At 40.5% G+C, this 15,746-nt stretch carries 17 protein-coding genes; 12 read left to right on the forward strand and 5 right to left on the reverse strand.

The features are described from left to right. Positions 1-3 precede the first annotated feature (3 nt). The 12 genes from QHT84_RS11345 to QHT84_RS11400 all read left to right on the forward strand — a co-directional run bounded on the left by QHT84_RS11345 (position 4) and on the right by QHT84_RS11400 (position 11,341). Positions 4-903, forward strand: a complete 900-nt coding sequence (locus QHT84_RS11345) for a PorP/SprF family type IX secretion system membrane protein (protein ID WP_283239686.1) — start codon at positions 4-6, stop codon at positions 901-903. A 15-nt stretch (positions 904-918) separates the two neighbouring features. Beyond that, entirely contained in the window at positions 919-1,344 is a 426-nt protein-coding gene (locus QHT84_RS11350) for a YHS domain-containing (seleno)protein (protein ID WP_283239687.1), read from the forward strand. An 84-nt stretch (positions 1,345-1,428) separates the two neighbouring features. Beyond that, on the forward strand, positions 1,429-1,896 hold the full coding sequence (locus tag QHT84_RS11355; protein WP_283239688.1) for a YHS domain-containing (seleno)protein: 468 nt from the start codon (positions 1,429-1,431) through the stop codon (positions 1,894-1,896). 6 nt (positions 1,897-1,902) lie between these two features. Continuing rightward, a complete protein-coding gene (locus QHT84_RS11360) occupies positions 1,903-2,292 on the forward strand; it encodes a DoxX family protein (RefSeq protein WP_283239689.1) in 390 nt (129 codons plus the stop codon). A 49-nt stretch (positions 2,293-2,341) separates the two neighbouring features. Further along, positions 2,342-2,830 carry a DinB family protein gene (locus tag QHT84_RS11365; protein WP_283239690.1) on the forward strand — a complete coding sequence of 163 codons (489 nt, stop codon included), beginning with the start codon at positions 2,342-2,344 and terminating at the stop codon, positions 2,828-2,830. Continuing rightward, positions 2,818-3,528 carry an NRDE family protein gene (locus QHT84_RS11370; protein WP_283239691.1) on the forward strand — a complete coding sequence of 237 codons (711 nt, stop codon included), beginning with the start codon at positions 2,818-2,820 and terminating at the stop codon, positions 3,526-3,528. The genes QHT84_RS11365 and QHT84_RS11370 overlap by 13 nt, the downstream gene beginning before the upstream one ends. A 52-nt stretch (positions 3,529-3,580) precedes the next feature. Then, positions 3,581-4,615 carry an ATP-grasp domain-containing protein gene (locus QHT84_RS11375; protein WP_283239692.1) on the forward strand — a complete coding sequence of 345 codons (1,035 nt, stop codon included), beginning with the start codon at positions 3,581-3,583 and terminating at the stop codon, positions 4,613-4,615. Then, complete coding sequence (locus tag QHT84_RS11380; RefSeq protein ID WP_283239693.1) at positions 4,615-5,262, forward strand: hypothetical protein; 648 nt, start codon at positions 4,615-4,617, stop codon at positions 5,260-5,262. The genes QHT84_RS11375 and QHT84_RS11380 overlap by 1 nt, the downstream gene beginning before the upstream one ends. Positions 5,263-5,330: 68 nt before the next feature. Beyond that, positions 5,331-6,011 (forward strand): SDR family NAD(P)-dependent oxidoreductase, encoded by a 681-nt coding sequence (locus QHT84_RS11385; protein ID WP_283239694.1) that lies wholly within the window; start codon positions 5,331-5,333, stop codon positions 6,009-6,011. Between the two features lie 38 nt (positions 6,012-6,049). Further along, positions 6,050-6,652 (forward strand): SprT-like domain-containing protein, encoded by a 603-nt coding sequence (locus tag QHT84_RS11390; RefSeq protein ID WP_283239695.1) that lies wholly within the window; start codon positions 6,050-6,052, stop codon positions 6,650-6,652. A gap of 57 nt (positions 6,653-6,709) precedes the next feature. Then, complete coding sequence (locus QHT84_RS11395) at positions 6,710-7,771, forward strand: mannose-1-phosphate guanylyltransferase (RefSeq protein WP_283239696.1); 1,062 nt, start codon at positions 6,710-6,712, stop codon at positions 7,769-7,771. Between the two features lie 114 nt (positions 7,772-7,885). Next, the gene (locus QHT84_RS11400; RefSeq protein ID WP_283239697.1) at positions 7,886-11,341 is read left to right on the forward strand and encodes a T9SS type B sorting domain-containing protein; all 3,456 of its coding nucleotides are present in this window, start codon (positions 7,886-7,888) and stop codon (positions 11,339-11,341) included. On the opposite strand, the gene QHT84_RS11405 is transcribed toward QHT84_RS11400, so the two are convergent. The 5 genes from QHT84_RS11405 to QHT84_RS11425 form a co-directional block, all read right to left on the reverse strand. Further along, complete coding sequence (locus QHT84_RS11405) at positions 11,342-12,109, reverse strand: ABC transporter ATP-binding protein (RefSeq protein WP_283239698.1); 768 nt, start codon at positions 12,107-12,109, stop codon at positions 11,342-11,344. Then, positions 12,109-12,855 (reverse strand): MlaE family ABC transporter permease, encoded by a 747-nt coding sequence (locus tag QHT84_RS11410; RefSeq protein ID WP_283239699.1) that lies wholly within the window; start codon positions 12,853-12,855, stop codon positions 12,109-12,111. The genes QHT84_RS11405 and QHT84_RS11410 overlap by 1 nt, the downstream gene beginning before the upstream one ends. Positions 12,856-13,061: 206 nt before the next feature. Beyond that, positions 13,062-13,910: a glycosyltransferase family 2 protein gene (locus QHT84_RS11415; RefSeq protein WP_283239700.1), complete on the reverse strand. Its 849-nt coding sequence runs from the start codon at positions 13,908-13,910 to the stop codon at positions 13,062-13,064. 29 nt (positions 13,911-13,939) lie between these two features. Further along, positions 13,940-14,461, reverse strand: coding sequence for a class I SAM-dependent methyltransferase (locus QHT84_RS11420; RefSeq protein WP_283239701.1), 522 nt, complete (start codon positions 14,459-14,461; stop codon positions 13,940-13,942). Positions 14,462-14,570: 109 nt separating this feature from the next. Next, the gene (locus tag QHT84_RS11425; protein ID WP_283239702.1) at positions 14,571-15,629 is read right to left on the reverse strand and encodes a 3-oxoacyl-ACP synthase III family protein; all 1,059 of its coding nucleotides are present in this window, start codon (positions 15,627-15,629) and stop codon (positions 14,571-14,573) included. Between the last annotated feature and the right edge of the window lie 117 nt (positions 15,630-15,746).

Consider the following 15,746-nt stretch of genomic DNA (forward strand, 5'->3'; position numbering starts at 1 on the left):
GCCATGAAAAAAAAGCTATTGATAATAACAGGTGCGCTCCTTGTAAATATTGGGTATGCTCAAGGATGTAGTGATGCCGGAATTTGTTCCATCAACAAAGGATTTCAACAAGAGAAAACGGCCTTTAAAAACAAACTGGAAATTTCCGCAATTTACAGTTTGGGAGAAGCCGATTTGGTTTATGTTTCGCCTTACGTTTCGTATACCAAACGATTCAACGAACAGTATTCGTTTACGGCTAAAGTAACTTTTTCAACTGCCTCGGGAAGTTTTGGCACCCGAAGTCAATTTGGTGATGCGTTTTTAGTTGGGAATTATGCCTTTACAGAAAAGAACCAACGGCAATGGAGTGCTTTGTTGGGGTTGAAGTTTCCTTTTACGGCATCCAACTTAAAAATTAACGGTTATTCCCTGCCGCTGGATTATCAATCGAGCTTGGGAACCATCGATGTATTTGTCGGAGCCAATTATCAGTACAAACAATGGAGTTTCAATGGCGCGCTTCAAATACCAGTCGTTAATTTAAATAAAAATTCTTATTTCAGCGAATATGCGGGTACCGATGATTTTCCGTCAACCAATTTGTTTCACCGCCAACCCGATGCTTTGGTTCGGGCCATCTATTCCATACCGGTGGCAAACCAAAAAATTACTTTCAAACCCAACGTCTTGTTCATCTATCACCTGGGAGAGGACAGCTATGAAAGTATCTTTGGTGAACGCGAAAAGATTAGAGGTTCGGACGGATTGACGATTAACGGAAATTTGTTGACTTCCTGTAAACTTTCTCCTCAAAGTTCAATAGAACTTTCTTTGGCAACCCCTTTTGTCGTCAGAACCATAAGACCGGATGGTTTAACCAGAAGTTTTGTTGCCGGACTACACTATCAGTATTCATTTTAAATTCATTCAAAAATCATGAAACAGTTAATGCAACTATGTTTGGTATTGATCACCTTGAGTATGGGTGCTCAGAATAATCTAAAAAACGGAATAGCCATACAAGGCTATGATCCTGTGGCCTATTTTGAAGACGGTAAAGCCATAGCAGGCAACAAAGAAATCAGCGCCACTTTTGATAATGCGACTTATTTCTTTAGTAAGGAAGCCCATAAAGTGCTTTTTCTTCAAGATCCATCTAAGTTTGTGCCCCAATATGGAGGCTATTGCGCTTATGGGTTGTCTAAGGGTTACAAAGCACCTATTAATCCAAATGCTTTTACAATAGTAAATGATAAATTGTATCTCAATTACAGTCTTGAGATTAAAGCAGAGTGGCTGAAACAACGCGATGAACGTATTTTGAAAGCGAATGAAAACTGGGAAAAAATCAAAAACAAATAATAGATAAATGTAATACAGTAGCTGACCAAAACAGTATTTGAATCAGGTATACTTTTGTCACTAAATTATAAAAATTAAGAAATCATGAAAAAAATAATCGTATTCCTCTTTGTTGCATTAACGGCAACACTGGTATCGGCTCAATCCGTAGCCAAAAGAACGAAAGAACTTAACCTTGAAAAGGGAATCGCGCTTCAAGGTTACGATCCGGTGGCTTATTTTACTCAGAAAAAAGCCGTGAAGGGAAAATCATCAATTGCTGCCACATTTGAAGGCGTTACCTATTATTTTGCTTCCAACGATAACAAGGAAACGTTCAAGAAAAATCCGTCGAGTTATGAACCGCAATACGGTGGATGGTGTGCGTATGCCATGGGTGCAAACGGGGAGAAGGTGGAAGTTGATCCGCAAACTTTTAAAATCGTCAACGGGAAATTGTTTTTATTCTACAATGCGTATTTTAACAACACCCTGAAGTCTTGGAACAAAGATGAGGCTAATCTTAATCGAAAAGCTGATGCGAATTGGAAAAAAATCTTCAACGCAAACTAAAACATCATGAAAAACCAATTTTTTATTTGGATTGTTAAACTCACCGCAGTGGTAATCCTTTTACAAACCCTTTTTTTTAAGTTTTCCGGCGCATCAGAAAGTGTCTATATTTTTCAAACCCTAGGCATCGAACCTTATGGTCGAATTGGTTCGGGTGTAGTCGAATTAATTGCTTCCATTTTAATTTTAATACCGAGAACTACTTTGTTGGGAGCACTTTTAGGATTAGGGACGATGTTGGGTGCTGTTTTTTCGCATATATTTGTGTTAGGTATTGAAATTCAGAACGATGGAGGAACTTTGTTTGTTTTGGCAGCAATCACGCTGTTGTGTTGTTTGATTTTGGTATTCAGAGAACGTGAGAAGCTTTCCGGTTTACTGCAATTAAAATTTTAAAACTATACTGTATCTGAAAACGTATTTTAAATAAAAGCGAAGTATAAACATGCTCATTTCTTCTATCCGAAAAACCCTTGAGGAATTATCTGATGTAGTGTCAATGTTATCCGATGAGGAGTATTGTTGTCCTTGTCAAGAGCTTTCCAATGCGACCATCGGACAACACACGCGCCATATTATAGAATTGTTTCAATGCTTGGAAACACAATACCAATTGGGGACCATCAATTACGATCAACGCAATCGAGATGCCTTAATTCAAACCAATACGGCTTTTGCCTATTCGTGTATCGCAACGATTATGAGCCGTATCGATAAACCCGACAAACCATTGCTTTTACAACACTATATGGACGGTGATACTGTAGTGATTAACACCAATTACCATCGCGAACTTTTGTATAATTTAGAGCATTGTATCCACCATCAGGCTTTAATTAAAGTGGCTTTATTGCAAATTGATTCTGTTAAAGTGGATGACAATTTTGGCGTAGCACGTTCCACCATCGAATACCGTAAACAATGTGCACAGTAAGTTTTGTAAATGCCAATGGTAAAATCATCATAACGTCCAATAGGGATGAAAAGGTCTTGCGGCCCAATGCCATCGAACCCAGAACGTATCAGGTGAATAATAAAAATGTTATTTTCCCTAAAGACAACAAAGCCGGCGGTACTTGGTACGCTATTGACGAGCATTCCACGGTGTTGGTATTACTTAACGGTGCCGAAGAGCGTCATGTTTTTAAAGATAGTTATCGCAAAAGTCGGGGCTTAATAGTGCTCGATTTGATGGGTAGCGAATCGCCTTTGCAAGCTTGGCAAGCCATTAACTTGCACCATATCGAACCGTTTACTCTGGTGTTGTTTGAAAGGCAAAAGTTATATCAATTGCGTTGGAATGAATCGGATAAAAGCAGTATCGAATTAGACGCCAACCAAAGTCATATTTGGTCATCTTCGACTTTATATACTAAAGAAATTCGGGAAAAGCGGGCCCATTGGTTTCATACTTTTTTAGAGATGAAACCCGAAGTCAATGAAGCAGAACTTTTTAATTTTCACCGATACACCGAAGAAGAAAATACCGAACATGGCTTGGTCATCAACCGGAATGACATCTTAAAAACACTGAGCATCACACAAACCATTTTGGAACAAAATAAAGTTGCAATCCGTTATTCAGATTTAATTGCCGAAAAAGAGTATAGCAACGTTTTTATATCTGTATAAGTCTGAAACTTGAAATCTGAAACTTGAAATCTGAAACTTTGAACCCGTAACCTTGAGACTCTTCCTTCACAAACTCTTCCATTGGGAATATTGGCCGTTTACGATTGTGTATATCCCTATTTATTTTCTTTGGGCGTTTTATGCTTTGAAATCCCGAAGTATTTTCTTTTTCAACACTTGCAATCCAACCATGCGAAACGGTGGATTTTTTATGGATAGCAAAAAGGAAATATACGATTTGATTCCGCCTCAATTTTATCCCAAAACAGATTTTATCGCTGAGCAGTTGCCTTTTGAAGCCGTGGAAGCTATTCTTACTAATTCCAAAATCGAATTTCCGCTCATCGCCAAGCCCGACATAGGTTTGCGTGGTTCTGCTGTGAAAAAAATCGAAAGTATAGAAGATTTAAAAAGGTACCATCGCAAAGTCAATTTTGATTATTTAATACAGGATTTGATTCCGTTTCCCAAGGAAGTCGGCATTTTTTATGTGCGTTATCCACACGAAAAAAACGGAAGAATCACCGGAATCGTAGCCAAAGAATTCCTCATCGTTGAAGGCGATGGACGTGCTACCGTAGAAGAATTAGTAAAAGCCAATCCGCGTTATGAGTTGCAATTAAAAGCATTGCAAAAGGAACATGGTCATAGGTTAAAAGACATTTTGCCCAAAGGCGAAAAACGCAATTTGGTGCCGTATGGCAACCATGCGCGGGGAGCGAAGTTTTTAGATTACAGTCATTTAATTTCACCGCAACTGACAAAGGTGATAGACGACATGTGCTTGCAAATTGATGGTTTTTATTTCGGTCGATTGGATATCATGTATCTCACTTGGGAAGAGCTTGAGCAAGGGAAAAATTTTGCCATCGTTGAATTAAACGGTGCAGCCAGTGAACCAACGCACATTTACGACCCGAAACATTCGCTTTTTTTTGCCTGGAAAGAATTGGCGCGACACATTACATATATGTTTGAAATTAGTGTGGAAAATCACAAACGCGGTTACGATTATCTGCCGCATAAAACGGGCATGGAGCAGTATAGCTTACATTTGGAACAAAGCAACAAGATTGTCAATTTTTAATGCAAAACCTTAAAAACATAGTCATTGGATTTTTAGTGAGTTTCATTGGGTCGATTCCCTTGGGCTACTTGAACGTTGTGGGTTTTCAGGTGTATGAAAAGCTAGGTTTGTCACCTACTATTTTGTATTTGTCGGGCGTGATACTGATAGAGCTTTTTGTGATTTATTGCACCTTAATTTTTGCGGATACTTTGGCTGCTAACAAAAAACTAACCAAGTTTATAGAGGGATTTTCAATCTTATTTATGTTTTTGCTGGCCTATGTTTTTTATTCGAGTGCCAATGCCAAAAGCGATTTTTCGATTCATTTGAAGTATGCGCCTTTCCTATTGGGAATGGCGTTGAGTTGCCTCAATTTTATTCAAATTCCGTTTTGGACGGGCTGGAATCTTTGGCTTTTAAACGGTAAGTATATAAACATTTCGGGTTCAATAAAATATCTTTTTGTTTTGGGTACGATAATCGGAACCTTCTGCGGGATGTTGGCACTAATTCTGTCATTGCATTATTTCGCCTCGAATGTTGCTTTTTTGGCCAAATATTTAATGCAAATCATTATTCCGTTGGTCTTTATAGGATTCGGAATTTTTCAGGGAATTAAATTTGGGAAGAAATATTACGGATGGTTTTCAAATCCTTACTTTTAGTATATTTACGACAATAAAGAAACACATGAAATCGAAGATTCACGAACGCCAAAAAACAATTTAAAGTTGTGAGTAAAAACATCATCATCACCGGAACGTCACGTGGTATTGGCTACGAATTGGCGTTGCAATTGGCCAAAGCCGGACATCAAGTGTTAGCCATATCTCGTAAAACGCCGCAAGCTTTAATCGAAAACGAAAACATTACTTGTTTGTCGGTGGACTTGGGCAAAGAAGAAGCATTGGCTGAGGTTGAAAAGTTTCTTACGCAGGCTTGGAAAAAAGTGGATGTTATTATTCACAATGCCGGTAGTTTGCTCAACCGCCCGTTTTCCCAAACATCCCAAGAAGATTTTGAAATTGTGTACCGTGTGAATGTTTTTGGCGTGGCTAATTTGACGCGAGTGTGCTTACCTTACCTCCAAAAGGGTAGCCACGTGGTAACCATCAGTTCGATGGGCGGCATTCAAGGCAGCATGAAGTTTGCCGGATTAGCGGCGTACAGTTCGAGTAAAGGCGCCGTGATTACGCTTTCGGAATTGTTAGCGGAAGAATACAAAGAGCAGGGCATTGCGTTTAATGTGTTAGCTCTCGGAGCCGTGAATACCGAAATGCTGCAAGAAGCGTTTCCGGGTTATGAAGCGCCTATTTCTGCCGAAGAAATGGCCGATTATATTGCCCATTTCGCCCTAACCGGGAACAAATACCACAACGGAAAAGTTATCCAAGTGTCTTCCTCAACGCCCTAATTTTAACCTGAAACCTTAAACTTGAAACTCGTAATCCTTTGAGCGAAGTCTTAGCCAAATACTTGCCCGAACATGCCGTGTTGCCTTGTTTTGAATTAATCAAAAACAACAATGTGCATTTGAAGATTGTGAATGAACGCCAAACACGTCACGGAGATTATCGCCGAGCCGTAGGCGGAAAGCACGAGATTACGGTGAATGCCAATTTAAATAAATACCGCTTTCTGATTACGTTAGTTCATGAAATGGCACATTTAGTCGCTTACGAAAAATTCGGACGCTCAATTAAACCGCACGGGAACGAATGGAAGCATACGTTTCAACGGTTGATGGTGCCATTTATTCGACCGGAAATTTTTCCGCATTCGGTGTTGCCTTTGGTGGCCAATCATTTCCGGAATCCCACGGCGAGTAGCGATACCGATGCTCGATTGGCTTTTGCATTGAAACAATTTGACGAACGCAAACCCGATATTCATTTTGTACACGAAGTGCCGAGCGGTAGTTATTTCCGGATTAAAAACGGCAGGGTTTTTCAAAAGAAAGGACTTCGCGTAAAGCGTTACGAATGCCTCGAAGTCAAAACCGGACGGTTGTATTTGTTTAACGCCAACGCTGAGGTGGAAATAATTCCGGGTTAAATTTGCAAAAAAAACTCAGCAACTTAGTACCTTAGCAACTCAGTTACTCCAAAAAAAATGAACAACAATTATTACGCAGTACTCATGGCCGGCGGTGTCGGTTCCCGATTTTGGCCGGTAAGCACCACCGATTTTCCGAAACAATTCCATGATATGTTGGGCTCGGGAGAAACCTTGATTCAAAAAACATTCAGTCGCCTGTCAAAGTTGATACCGGTAGAAAACATCTTCATTCTGACCAACGAGCGCTACAACGGTTTGGTATTAGAACAATTGCCGATGGTAAAACAAGAGCAAGTAGTGTTGGAACCCGCGATGCGTAATACGGCGCCGTGTATTTTGTATGCTTCGTTGAAAATTCAGAAAAAAAACCCTAACGCCCTGATGGTAGTGGCGCCGAGCGATCATTGGATTGAAGATGAAGCGGCTTTTACCCACGATTTACAACAGTGTTTTGATTTTTGTGAAAAAGAACCGGCTTTAATGACTTTGGGCATTCAGCCTACATTTCCCAATACCGGATTTGGGTATATCGAGTTTGACAAAAACGATACAAGTCCGATAAAAAAAGTGAATCAGTTTCGCGAAAAGCCCAATTACGAAACCGCCAAAGCTTTTTTGGAAGCGGGTAATTTCTTGTGGAACGGCGGTATTTTTATCTGGAGTGTACAGTCGATTACCGAAGCTTTTTCAATATTTCAGCCCCAAATGAAAGCCTTATTTCAGTTGGGTTTTGATAGCTATAACACGAACAGCGAAAGACAATTTATTCAAGAGCATTATGCCAAAGCCGACAATATTTCGATTGATTATGCTGTGATGGAAAAAGCGGACAATGTGTATGTCTTGCCTGCCACTTTCGATTGGAACGATTTGGGAACTTGGGGTTCGTTACACGAAAAATTAGATAAAGACGATCAAAATAATGCGGTGGTCAATGCCACTGTAATTTTGGAAAATGCGTCTAATAATATTATTCGTTCCGATGCCAAGAAGTTAGTGGTTATTGATGGTTTGGATGATTACATCATTGTGGACAACGAAAATGTATTGATGATTTACCCGAAAAGCAAAGAGCAAGACATCAAAAAAATCACCGCCAAAGCCAACGAATTATAATTCGGAAGTCGAGTTTGCTCATCCAGATACGTTAAAAACTAAGAATTTACGCAGTAAATCTTTTTTTTGTTGTACCTTCCACGGATATTCATTTTTAAAAATTTGATGTGGTATATGGTGGGCTTCAAACTCAAGTTTTCTCTCTTTTTGTTGTTTTTTTCGCAACTTGTATTCAGTCAATTATCAAATTTTACCCTTACCGTTTCACATACCAATGAAACCTGTCCGAATAACGGATCACTCACTTTTTCGGTTTCCAATACAGTTCCGGGTTCTACTGTAGTTTATGCTATTTATCTTTTGCCCAATACCACTACACCCATATCGCTGCAATCGACCAATACGTTGTCGGGACTTAATTCGGGTACTTACAGAATCGTAGCTACACAATCTTTAAATGGGAATACCGGGACACAACAACAAGATGTAATCATAGAAGATGATGTAGATACGTTGACGTACCAAATGACCAGCGCCAACGAGATTTGCGGCTTCGACGGAACCATTACGGTGAATACGATTACAGGAACAGCCGTGAGTTATGAAATATTTTCGGGACCGGTCATTAAGCCATCGCAACCGTCAAATGTTTTTACAAGTCTTACTACCGGAACCTATCAAATTAGGGTTTATGATAATTGCGGTGAAGGCGTAGTGCAAACCTTTACGGTACAATATACCAACCCGGCTATCGTTTTTGATGTCGATGAACCTGCTTTATCCGGTTGCAATTCGGTGAGAGTAGGAGCCGATTTCACATCGCTGCTAGCGTATCCGCAAGGGATTGTTAAGTTTCCTTTGCAGATTACAACCACGGTTTTTCCGCCGTCAGGACCGCCGGTTACATTTAATCAAACGGTTAATTCGGGCATCGGTTTTACGCAAATTATTCCGTTATACAATCCGCAACCGTACAATTATACCTTTACGATTACCGATGGCTGTGGTGTTGTTTATACGTTGAACGGCGTGGTCGATAATTTATCTGTAGAAGCCGGGTATTTGATACTTCCGGACGGTTGTTTGCACAAAAGAGCTGTTTTTTTTAATGTTTCAGCAGTTACTTTAGTCTCAGCTCCGGCGGGTTTTTCGACATCTTTACCGATTAGTTATACCTCTCAAATTATCAATAACATGGTTTCGGCGGGTGGACTCATCGGAGGAACTTATGTCTTTGAGACTATAGATATTTGTGGGATTCCGCAGGTGTTTACCATAGAAATTATAATAACACCGCCACCGCCGCCTTCTCATATTGAATTTAACATCAATTGCATTACGGGTTCTCTCATTATTTACGACATCCAACAGGTAATTATGGTTTCGGGACCGGCTAATTACCCGATTCCTTTACCACATGATTATACCGGTTCAATCAATTCCTCCAATTATATAGGTTTTAATGCCATACCGGTAGGAATGTATACTTTTAATGTGATTGATTTGTGTGGTGAATCGCATGTGTTGGTTATTGCGTTATTACCGCCGCCACAGCCTGTAACCATTGATGTTTTAGAGGGTTGTCAGGAAGGTTTGGGCACTGTTCGAATCAATTGGCAGTTTGTTACAGCGAATATGATTTCAGCTCCGCCGACCTACGGATTTCCGTTGCCACACGATTTGGCATCTTTCATCATGATAAACGGTGTTCTGATTTTGAATTCGCTTCCGGCCGGGGATTATGTGATTCAGGCTACCAATTCTTGTAATACAATTGAAAATATTGCATTTACCATTTTAGGGTATCAGGATGATACGGCTGTCGATATTATTCCGAATTGCGGTTCATTTGATTTAAACCTTATGCATTCGAGCACCAATATCATTGGGACTACATTTTGGTTGCAAAAATTAAATCCTGCCACCGGTATTTGGGGTCATCCGTTTACGGGAAATGCTTATACCGACGGAACAATGCCGACAACTCAAAATTCGGTCTTACTCACCAATAATACAACGAACTATAACTTGGCGTATCAGGGTCATTTCAGAATATTGAAAGTTTTTACGAGCTATGCCTCAAATAGTGAGGGTTCGCAAATGTGTTATAAAGTGATACACGAGTTTGATTACAATGGATTGCCTATGATTACCGATGTATATTCCATTTCATGTGGCGCTACTTTTGAAGTCGTAGTAATGGCTGTGGGTTTTGATCCGCTTCAATACCGAATTACCACCCGAAACGGACAACCTTTTTTGGTTCAAAACGGCAACTCTAATGTCTTTACGGGGCTGATACCGGCGACTTACAATTTTCAGGTGGAAGACGCTTGTGGCAACATATTAAACAGTTTGTTCGAAATTTCGAATCCCAATCCGATGGTCATTACTGCGAATCCGATAAGTTGTAATGGTGAAACCTTGACGTTATCGGTCCCGGATTTTTCTTTTTTTCAGTACCAATGGTGGAAAGATAACGATGCCACAGTGATAGTAGGGAATTCAAGTTCGTTAGTGATTCCTTCTTTTAATGCCGCCCAGCACAACGGCACTTATCATGTGAGTATCAGTTATGGTAACAACCCGGCGTCTTGTTTGAATCAGGTTTTGGATTATACCATTAACGTGTCGGTTACACAACCCAATGCCGGCTTAGATGGTATTTATACCTATTGTGGCAGTCAAGGAACTATCGATTTGTTTTCGCTTTTACAGGGAAGTTTTGATGCCGGTGGCGTTTGGCAGGAAATTACCAATAGCGGAACCGTAAACGGTAATTTTTGGAATTCAGCTTCGGTGGCTTTCGGAACCTATCAGTTCCAATATGCAGTGAGCGGTTCGTGTAATCAAACCGATGATGCTTTTGTGACCGTTACCCTAAACCAAATTCCGGCTACGCCGACAGCTTCAGCTGACAGCATCGTTTGTGATACCGGAACGCTGCATTTATACGCCGTTTCGCAAGCCGGTGTTTCGTATCAATGGACCGGACCAAATGGTTTTTTATCTTCTAACCAAAATCCGGTCATTCCATCGATATCTTCAGCAAATTCGGGAGTCTACACCGTTTCGGCTATGTTGCAAAATTGTCCCTCGGGAGAAGCTTCGGTGACAGTGAATGTAAACAGTTTGCCGGAGTTTACCGTGCAACAAGAGTGTTTGAATCAGGACTACGTCGTGACGGTGTTGCCGTTGGCCAATTCATTTAATCCGTTGAGTGCTTCCTTTGCATGGACCGGCCCCAATAATTTTACGGCCAATCAAAATCCGATTGTCATTACGCAAGGCGATACGGGAGTTTATCAGGTAACGGTCACCGATGAAAACGGGTGTTCAGTGGCTCAATCTACAGAAATTATTCGAACCATTTGTTTTATTCCCAACGTCATTACACCCAACAACGATATGTTAAACGACAGTTTCGACTTAACCGGTTTTGATGTAGATCGCCTTGAAATTTACAATCGATGGGGACGAAAAGTGTATGAAAAAGACAATTATACCAACGAATGGCATGGTCAAAATAGGCAAGGAGAGCGGTTGCCGGACTCTACCTATTATTACATCCTGAATTTCAGAAGCGGAGAAAATAAGGCCGGTTGGATTTTTTTAAGTGCGAATCAGTAACTATACGTCTTCTTTATTTTGCGATTTTCGTATTTTTTTGAACAAATTCGACGAATACACAAAGTCGGTTACCGCTTCATTGTCTGTTTTGAAAATTTCTTTTTTGGTCCCTTCCCAAGCCAAAACGCCTTCTTTTAAAAATACAATTTTATCACCTATTTCCATCACCGAGTTCATGTCATGCGTATTGACTACCGTCGTAATGTTATATTCTACTGTAATCTCATGGATAAGGTTGTCGATTACAATAGCCGTTTTTGGATCGAGACCCGAGTTGGGTTCGTCGCAAAACAAATATTTCGGATTGTTCACAATAGCACGTGCAATGGCGACACGCTTTTGCATACCGCCCGAAATCTCGGAAGGTTTTTTATGATTGGCATCGACTAAATTTACCCGATTAATCACAAAATTGACGCGTTCTTTAATTTCGGCGGCCGATTTATCGGTAAACATTTTTAACGGGAAACCCACATTTTCTTCCACTGTCATACTGTCAAACAAAGCACTGCCCTGAAAAACCATTCCTATTTCGGTTCGTAACGCTCTTTTTTCATCGGGCGTTAAGTGGGAATAAATTCGGCCGTCAAACGAAATGGTGCCCTTGTCGGGCATGTGAATACCCAACAAGCTTTTGAGTAATACCGTTTTTCCGGAACCACTCTGACCGATAATCAAATTGGTTTTTCCGGCATCAAAAACGGTAGAAATGCCTTTCAGTACTTTGGATTCCCCAAATGATTTTTCAACGTCTTTAACTTCTATCATCAGGTCAGCAATAATTGGGTTATGATATAATTGGTTAAAATGATGGTCACCGAAGTCCAAACAAACGAAACCGTACTGGCTTTACCCACTTCCAAAGCACCACCTTTCATATAATACCCGTGAAAAGACGGAATGGTAGCTAACAAAAAGGCAAAGACAAAGGTTTTGATAAAGGCATACGAAATGTGAAACGGAATAAATTCTTGTTGTATTCCGGTAATAAATTCATTGCTCGAAGCGAATCCGCCATACACACTGGCAATCCAGCCGCCCAAAATGCCTAAAAACATACTGATACCAATCACAAATGGATACAGCAACAGCGCCATCAATTTAGGAAACACCAAATAGTTTAAGGAGTTGACACCCATAACTTCCAAAGCATCAATTTGCTCGGTAACCCGCATAGTTCCTATGCTCGAGGTGATAAACGAACCCATTTTTCCGGCCATGATAATCGATATAAAGGTAGGCGCAAATTCTAAGATGACCGACTGTCGTGTGGCAAACCCAATGAGGTATTTCGGAATCAGCGGATTGGTCAAATTCAACGCGGTTTGAATCGAAACAACGCCACCCACAAAGAAAGAGATAAAGCATACAATTCCCAAAGAGTCAATAATTAAGTCGTCAATCTCCTTAAAAATCAATTGCCGCATCACCGACCATTTCGTAGGATTCTTGAAAATTTCCCTCAGCATCAGGAAATACCTTCCGATTTGCGATAAATAGCGAACGAGCATCATAGGCTTAAAATAATGTCAAAAATAAGCAGAAGTTATGACCCGAGAAAAAATAAATTTCTTTATTTTTTTGAACTGGCGAAGCAGTTATAAGTTATAAGTTATAAGTTTTTGGGCGTTTCCTTCGGCAGTCGGCTTTCAGCCTCCTGTCCTTCGGGTCGGGCTTTCCGCAGTACATGGTACTTGCTTCAATCCCTAACGCAACTTTCTCAGAACAACTTCTCTTTCATCTTCTTCCAGCGGTAATTTCGAATGAATTTAGCTTGCTCATCTGTGACTAATAATGGTTTGTTGGCCGATTTCGCTTTCCAAAATCCTTTGATGTAATCGAGGAAAAGCAACGGTTTGCCTTTTCGCATCGCTAATTTTAGAGAAGCAACAGAAGTGATAAAAAATCCGTAACCCAATGTGTAAAAAGCTTCGCCTTGCTTGTAACGCGCCGTTTTGTTGTAACTGGCTCCGGTAGGTTTGAGGTGCTTGACTTTCAAAGATTCATCGGTAACGACTTTCCAGTTGTAAAATTGACAAAGCAATTCATCTACGGTGTCCCAGCCCATAGCCGGTTTCAAACCACCGATTTGTTGGAATGTCGCCTTGCGGTAGGCTTTAAAGGCACCGCGAATATGGTCTTTATCGGTTAAATTTTCCAAAATCCAGTCGCCGTTTTTTTCAATGTAGGCAAAACCGCCGACCATTCCGATTTGAGCATCGGATTGAAAATGTTGGATTATGGTTTCAAAGTAATGGGGAGGGAAAATCAAATCGGCATCGGCTTTTACCAAAATGTCATAGTCGTCATCCAGTGTTTCCAATCCCTTCTGAAACGCCTGAATCACCTTGCTTCCCGGCAAATGTATGGCATCGGAGGTGGTGTTTACCAGTGATATCCAAGAGTGTTTTTCGGCGAAAGCCAAGACAATTTCAGCGGTTTTGTCGGTAGAATGATCATTGACAATTACGGCTTTGGCAGGCAAAACCGTTTGAGCTGCTAACGAATCTAACGTGAACTGCAGGAAGGCTTCTTCGTTATGCGCCGGAATGACGATGTAGTATTTCATTTGACTAATTACCAATCACTAATTACCAATCACTTTCTCACTGCGTAAACCAAATAATATCGGGGGGTGATGTATCGTAATAACGGTCGTAACCCCAGTTTTTTAACCGGATGCGTAAATTTCATTCGGTCTACAATGGTATACCCGGCTTTCTCTAATAACCAATCGAGTTGCCAATCTTCAAATTCATGGTAGTGGCGGTCCCACATGTCGGTTTTGCTACGGTACGCCGGCGAAAACCACAAACGCAACGGAATGGAAATCAATACTTTATCGGCTTTTACGTTTTGTAAAACCGTGTAGGGGTTAAGCAAATGTTCAAAAATCTCAAAGGCAGTAAAGACCTCATAGTTTTCGGTTTGCAAAGCGGTTTGGTCGTTGTCTACATCTTCACCCTTGGTATTGATGACGGTATAGCCATTGTCTTCCATGATTTTGGAAAACGGATTTGGTACGCCCAAATCTAGTATGGTTTCAGTGGTGGCGACGTGTTTTTTTAAAAACTGTAAAGTCAGGTTGAATCGCTTGCTCGGATAGGTCTTCTCGTACATCTTAGAATGGTTTCAGGTTTCAGGTTTCAAGCTGAAAAATCGAGGGTAAAATTAGTGATATAACCTGAAACTTTAAACTTTCAATTTGAAACTACAACTTTTTTATGTTTTACATTTGATAAACAACGGCATTTACATTCATGCCGGCACCTACCGAAGCAAACAAAATGACATCGCCTTTTTGGAGCGAATGTCCTTCCAACTGTCCTTTTACCAATAAATCGTATAAAGTGGGAACCGTAGCTACGCTCGAATTTCCTAATTTATGAATGCTCATGGGCATGATACCTTCCGGTGTCTTTTGTCCGAACAATTTGTAAAAGCGTTGGATGATGGCTTCGTCCATTTTCTCATTGGCTTGGTGGATTAGGACTTTTTTGATGTTGTTAATGCTTATTCCGCTGGCGTCAACACATTCTTTCATGGCTTTCGGTACCTGACTCAGAGCAAACTCGTATATTTTTCGACCGTGCATTTTGATGTAACGCACATCGGGGTCATGTTCTTTGTTGAATGAATTTCCGAAAAATAAGTAGTATGCTTCATCATAGGTAAAAGTAGCTGAGGCATGGGCCAGAATACCGCCGGCTTCTTCTGTGGCTTCAATAACAGTAGCGCCGGCGCCGTCGGAATAAATCATACTGTCACGGTCGTGCATATCCACCACGCGTGATAAGGTTTCGGCCCCAATGACCAAGCATTTTTTGGCCATACCGGCTTTGATAAATGCTTGCGCCTGGATGACTCCTTCTACCCATCCCGGACAACCAAAAAGCATGTCATAGGCCACACATTTCGGATTTTTAATGCGCAAATCGAATTTTACTCGGGTAGCTAAGCTTGGTAATATATCCGTTTGAATGGCGCCTTTTTTAACGTTTCCGAAATTGTGGGCGAAAATGATATAATCTAACGTTTCAGGATCAATACCCGAATCTTCAATGGCTTTTTGGGCAGCGATAGTAGCAATGTCTGAAGTCAACAAATCATCGGTCACATAACGCCGTTCTTCAATTCCGGTGATGTCGTAAAACTTTTCGGTAATGACTTCGTTAGGCAATGGAAAAGGGGTGCCGTCATCATTCAAAAAAACATGTTTGGTAAAGTCGGCATTGGTCACTATTTCGGTCGGGATATAGCATCCGGAACCGGTAATTTTAATGTTCATGTGTAAAGTAATAGTTGTACTAAATTATTGATTTAATAATGATATTTAACATTTTTGTTTGTTAATTGTTAATTTTTGCGAATTCGTTTTTTTTTGCTGTCTTTTTTTAACAAAATA

Source organism: Flavobacterium sedimenticola (genome assembly GCF_030053345.1).
Taxonomy (GTDB): Bacteria; Bacteroidota; Bacteroidia; order Flavobacteriales; family Flavobacteriaceae; genus Flavobacterium; species Flavobacterium sedimenticola.

Bases quoted from the DNA above. Each gene is read 5' to 3' on its own strand.
- QHT84_RS11345 (WP_283239686.1), top strand. From the start codon at position 4: ATGAAAAAAAAGCTATTGATAATAACAGGTGCGCTCCTTGTAAATATT.
- QHT84_RS11350 (WP_283239687.1), top strand. From the start codon at position 919: ATGAAACAGTTAATGCAACTATGTTTGGTATTGATCACCTTGAGTATG.
- QHT84_RS11355 (WP_283239688.1), top strand. From the start codon at position 1,429: ATGAAAAAAATAATCGTATTCCTCTTTGTTGCATTAACGGCAACACTG.
- QHT84_RS11360 (WP_283239689.1), top strand. From the start codon at position 1,903: ATGAAAAACCAATTTTTTATTTGGATTGTTAAACTCACCGCAGTGGTA.
- QHT84_RS11365 (WP_283239690.1), top strand. From the start codon at position 2,342: ATGCTCATTTCTTCTATCCGAAAAACCCTTGAGGAATTATCTGATGTA.
- QHT84_RS11370 (WP_283239691.1), top strand. From the start codon at position 2,818: ATGTGCACAGTAAGTTTTGTAAATGCCAATGGTAAAATCATCATAACG.
- QHT84_RS11380 (WP_283239693.1), top strand. From the start codon at position 4,615: ATGCAAAACCTTAAAAACATAGTCATTGGATTTTTAGTGAGTTTCATT.
- QHT84_RS11395 (WP_283239696.1), top strand. From the start codon at position 6,710: ATGAACAACAATTATTACGCAGTACTCATGGCCGGCGGTGTCGGTTCC.
- QHT84_RS11400 (WP_283239697.1), top strand. From the start codon at position 7,886: ATGGTGGGCTTCAAACTCAAGTTTTCTCTCTTTTTGTTGTTTTTTTCG.
- QHT84_RS11405 (WP_283239698.1), bottom strand. From the start codon at position 12,109: ATGATAGAAGTTAAAGACGTTGAAAAATCATTTGGGGAATCCAAAGTA.
- QHT84_RS11410 (WP_283239699.1), bottom strand. From the start codon at position 12,855: ATGATGCTCGTTCGCTATTTATCGCAAATCGGAAGGTATTTCCTGATG.
- QHT84_RS11415 (WP_283239700.1), bottom strand. From the start codon at position 13,910: ATGAAATACTACATCGTCATTCCGGCGCATAACGAAGAAGCCTTCCTG.
- QHT84_RS11420 (WP_283239701.1), bottom strand. From the start codon at position 14,461: ATGTACGAGAAGACCTATCCGAGCAAGCGATTCAACCTGACTTTACAG.
- QHT84_RS11425 (WP_283239702.1), bottom strand. From the start codon at position 15,629: ATGAACATTAAAATTACCGGTTCCGGATGCTATATCCCGACCGAAATA.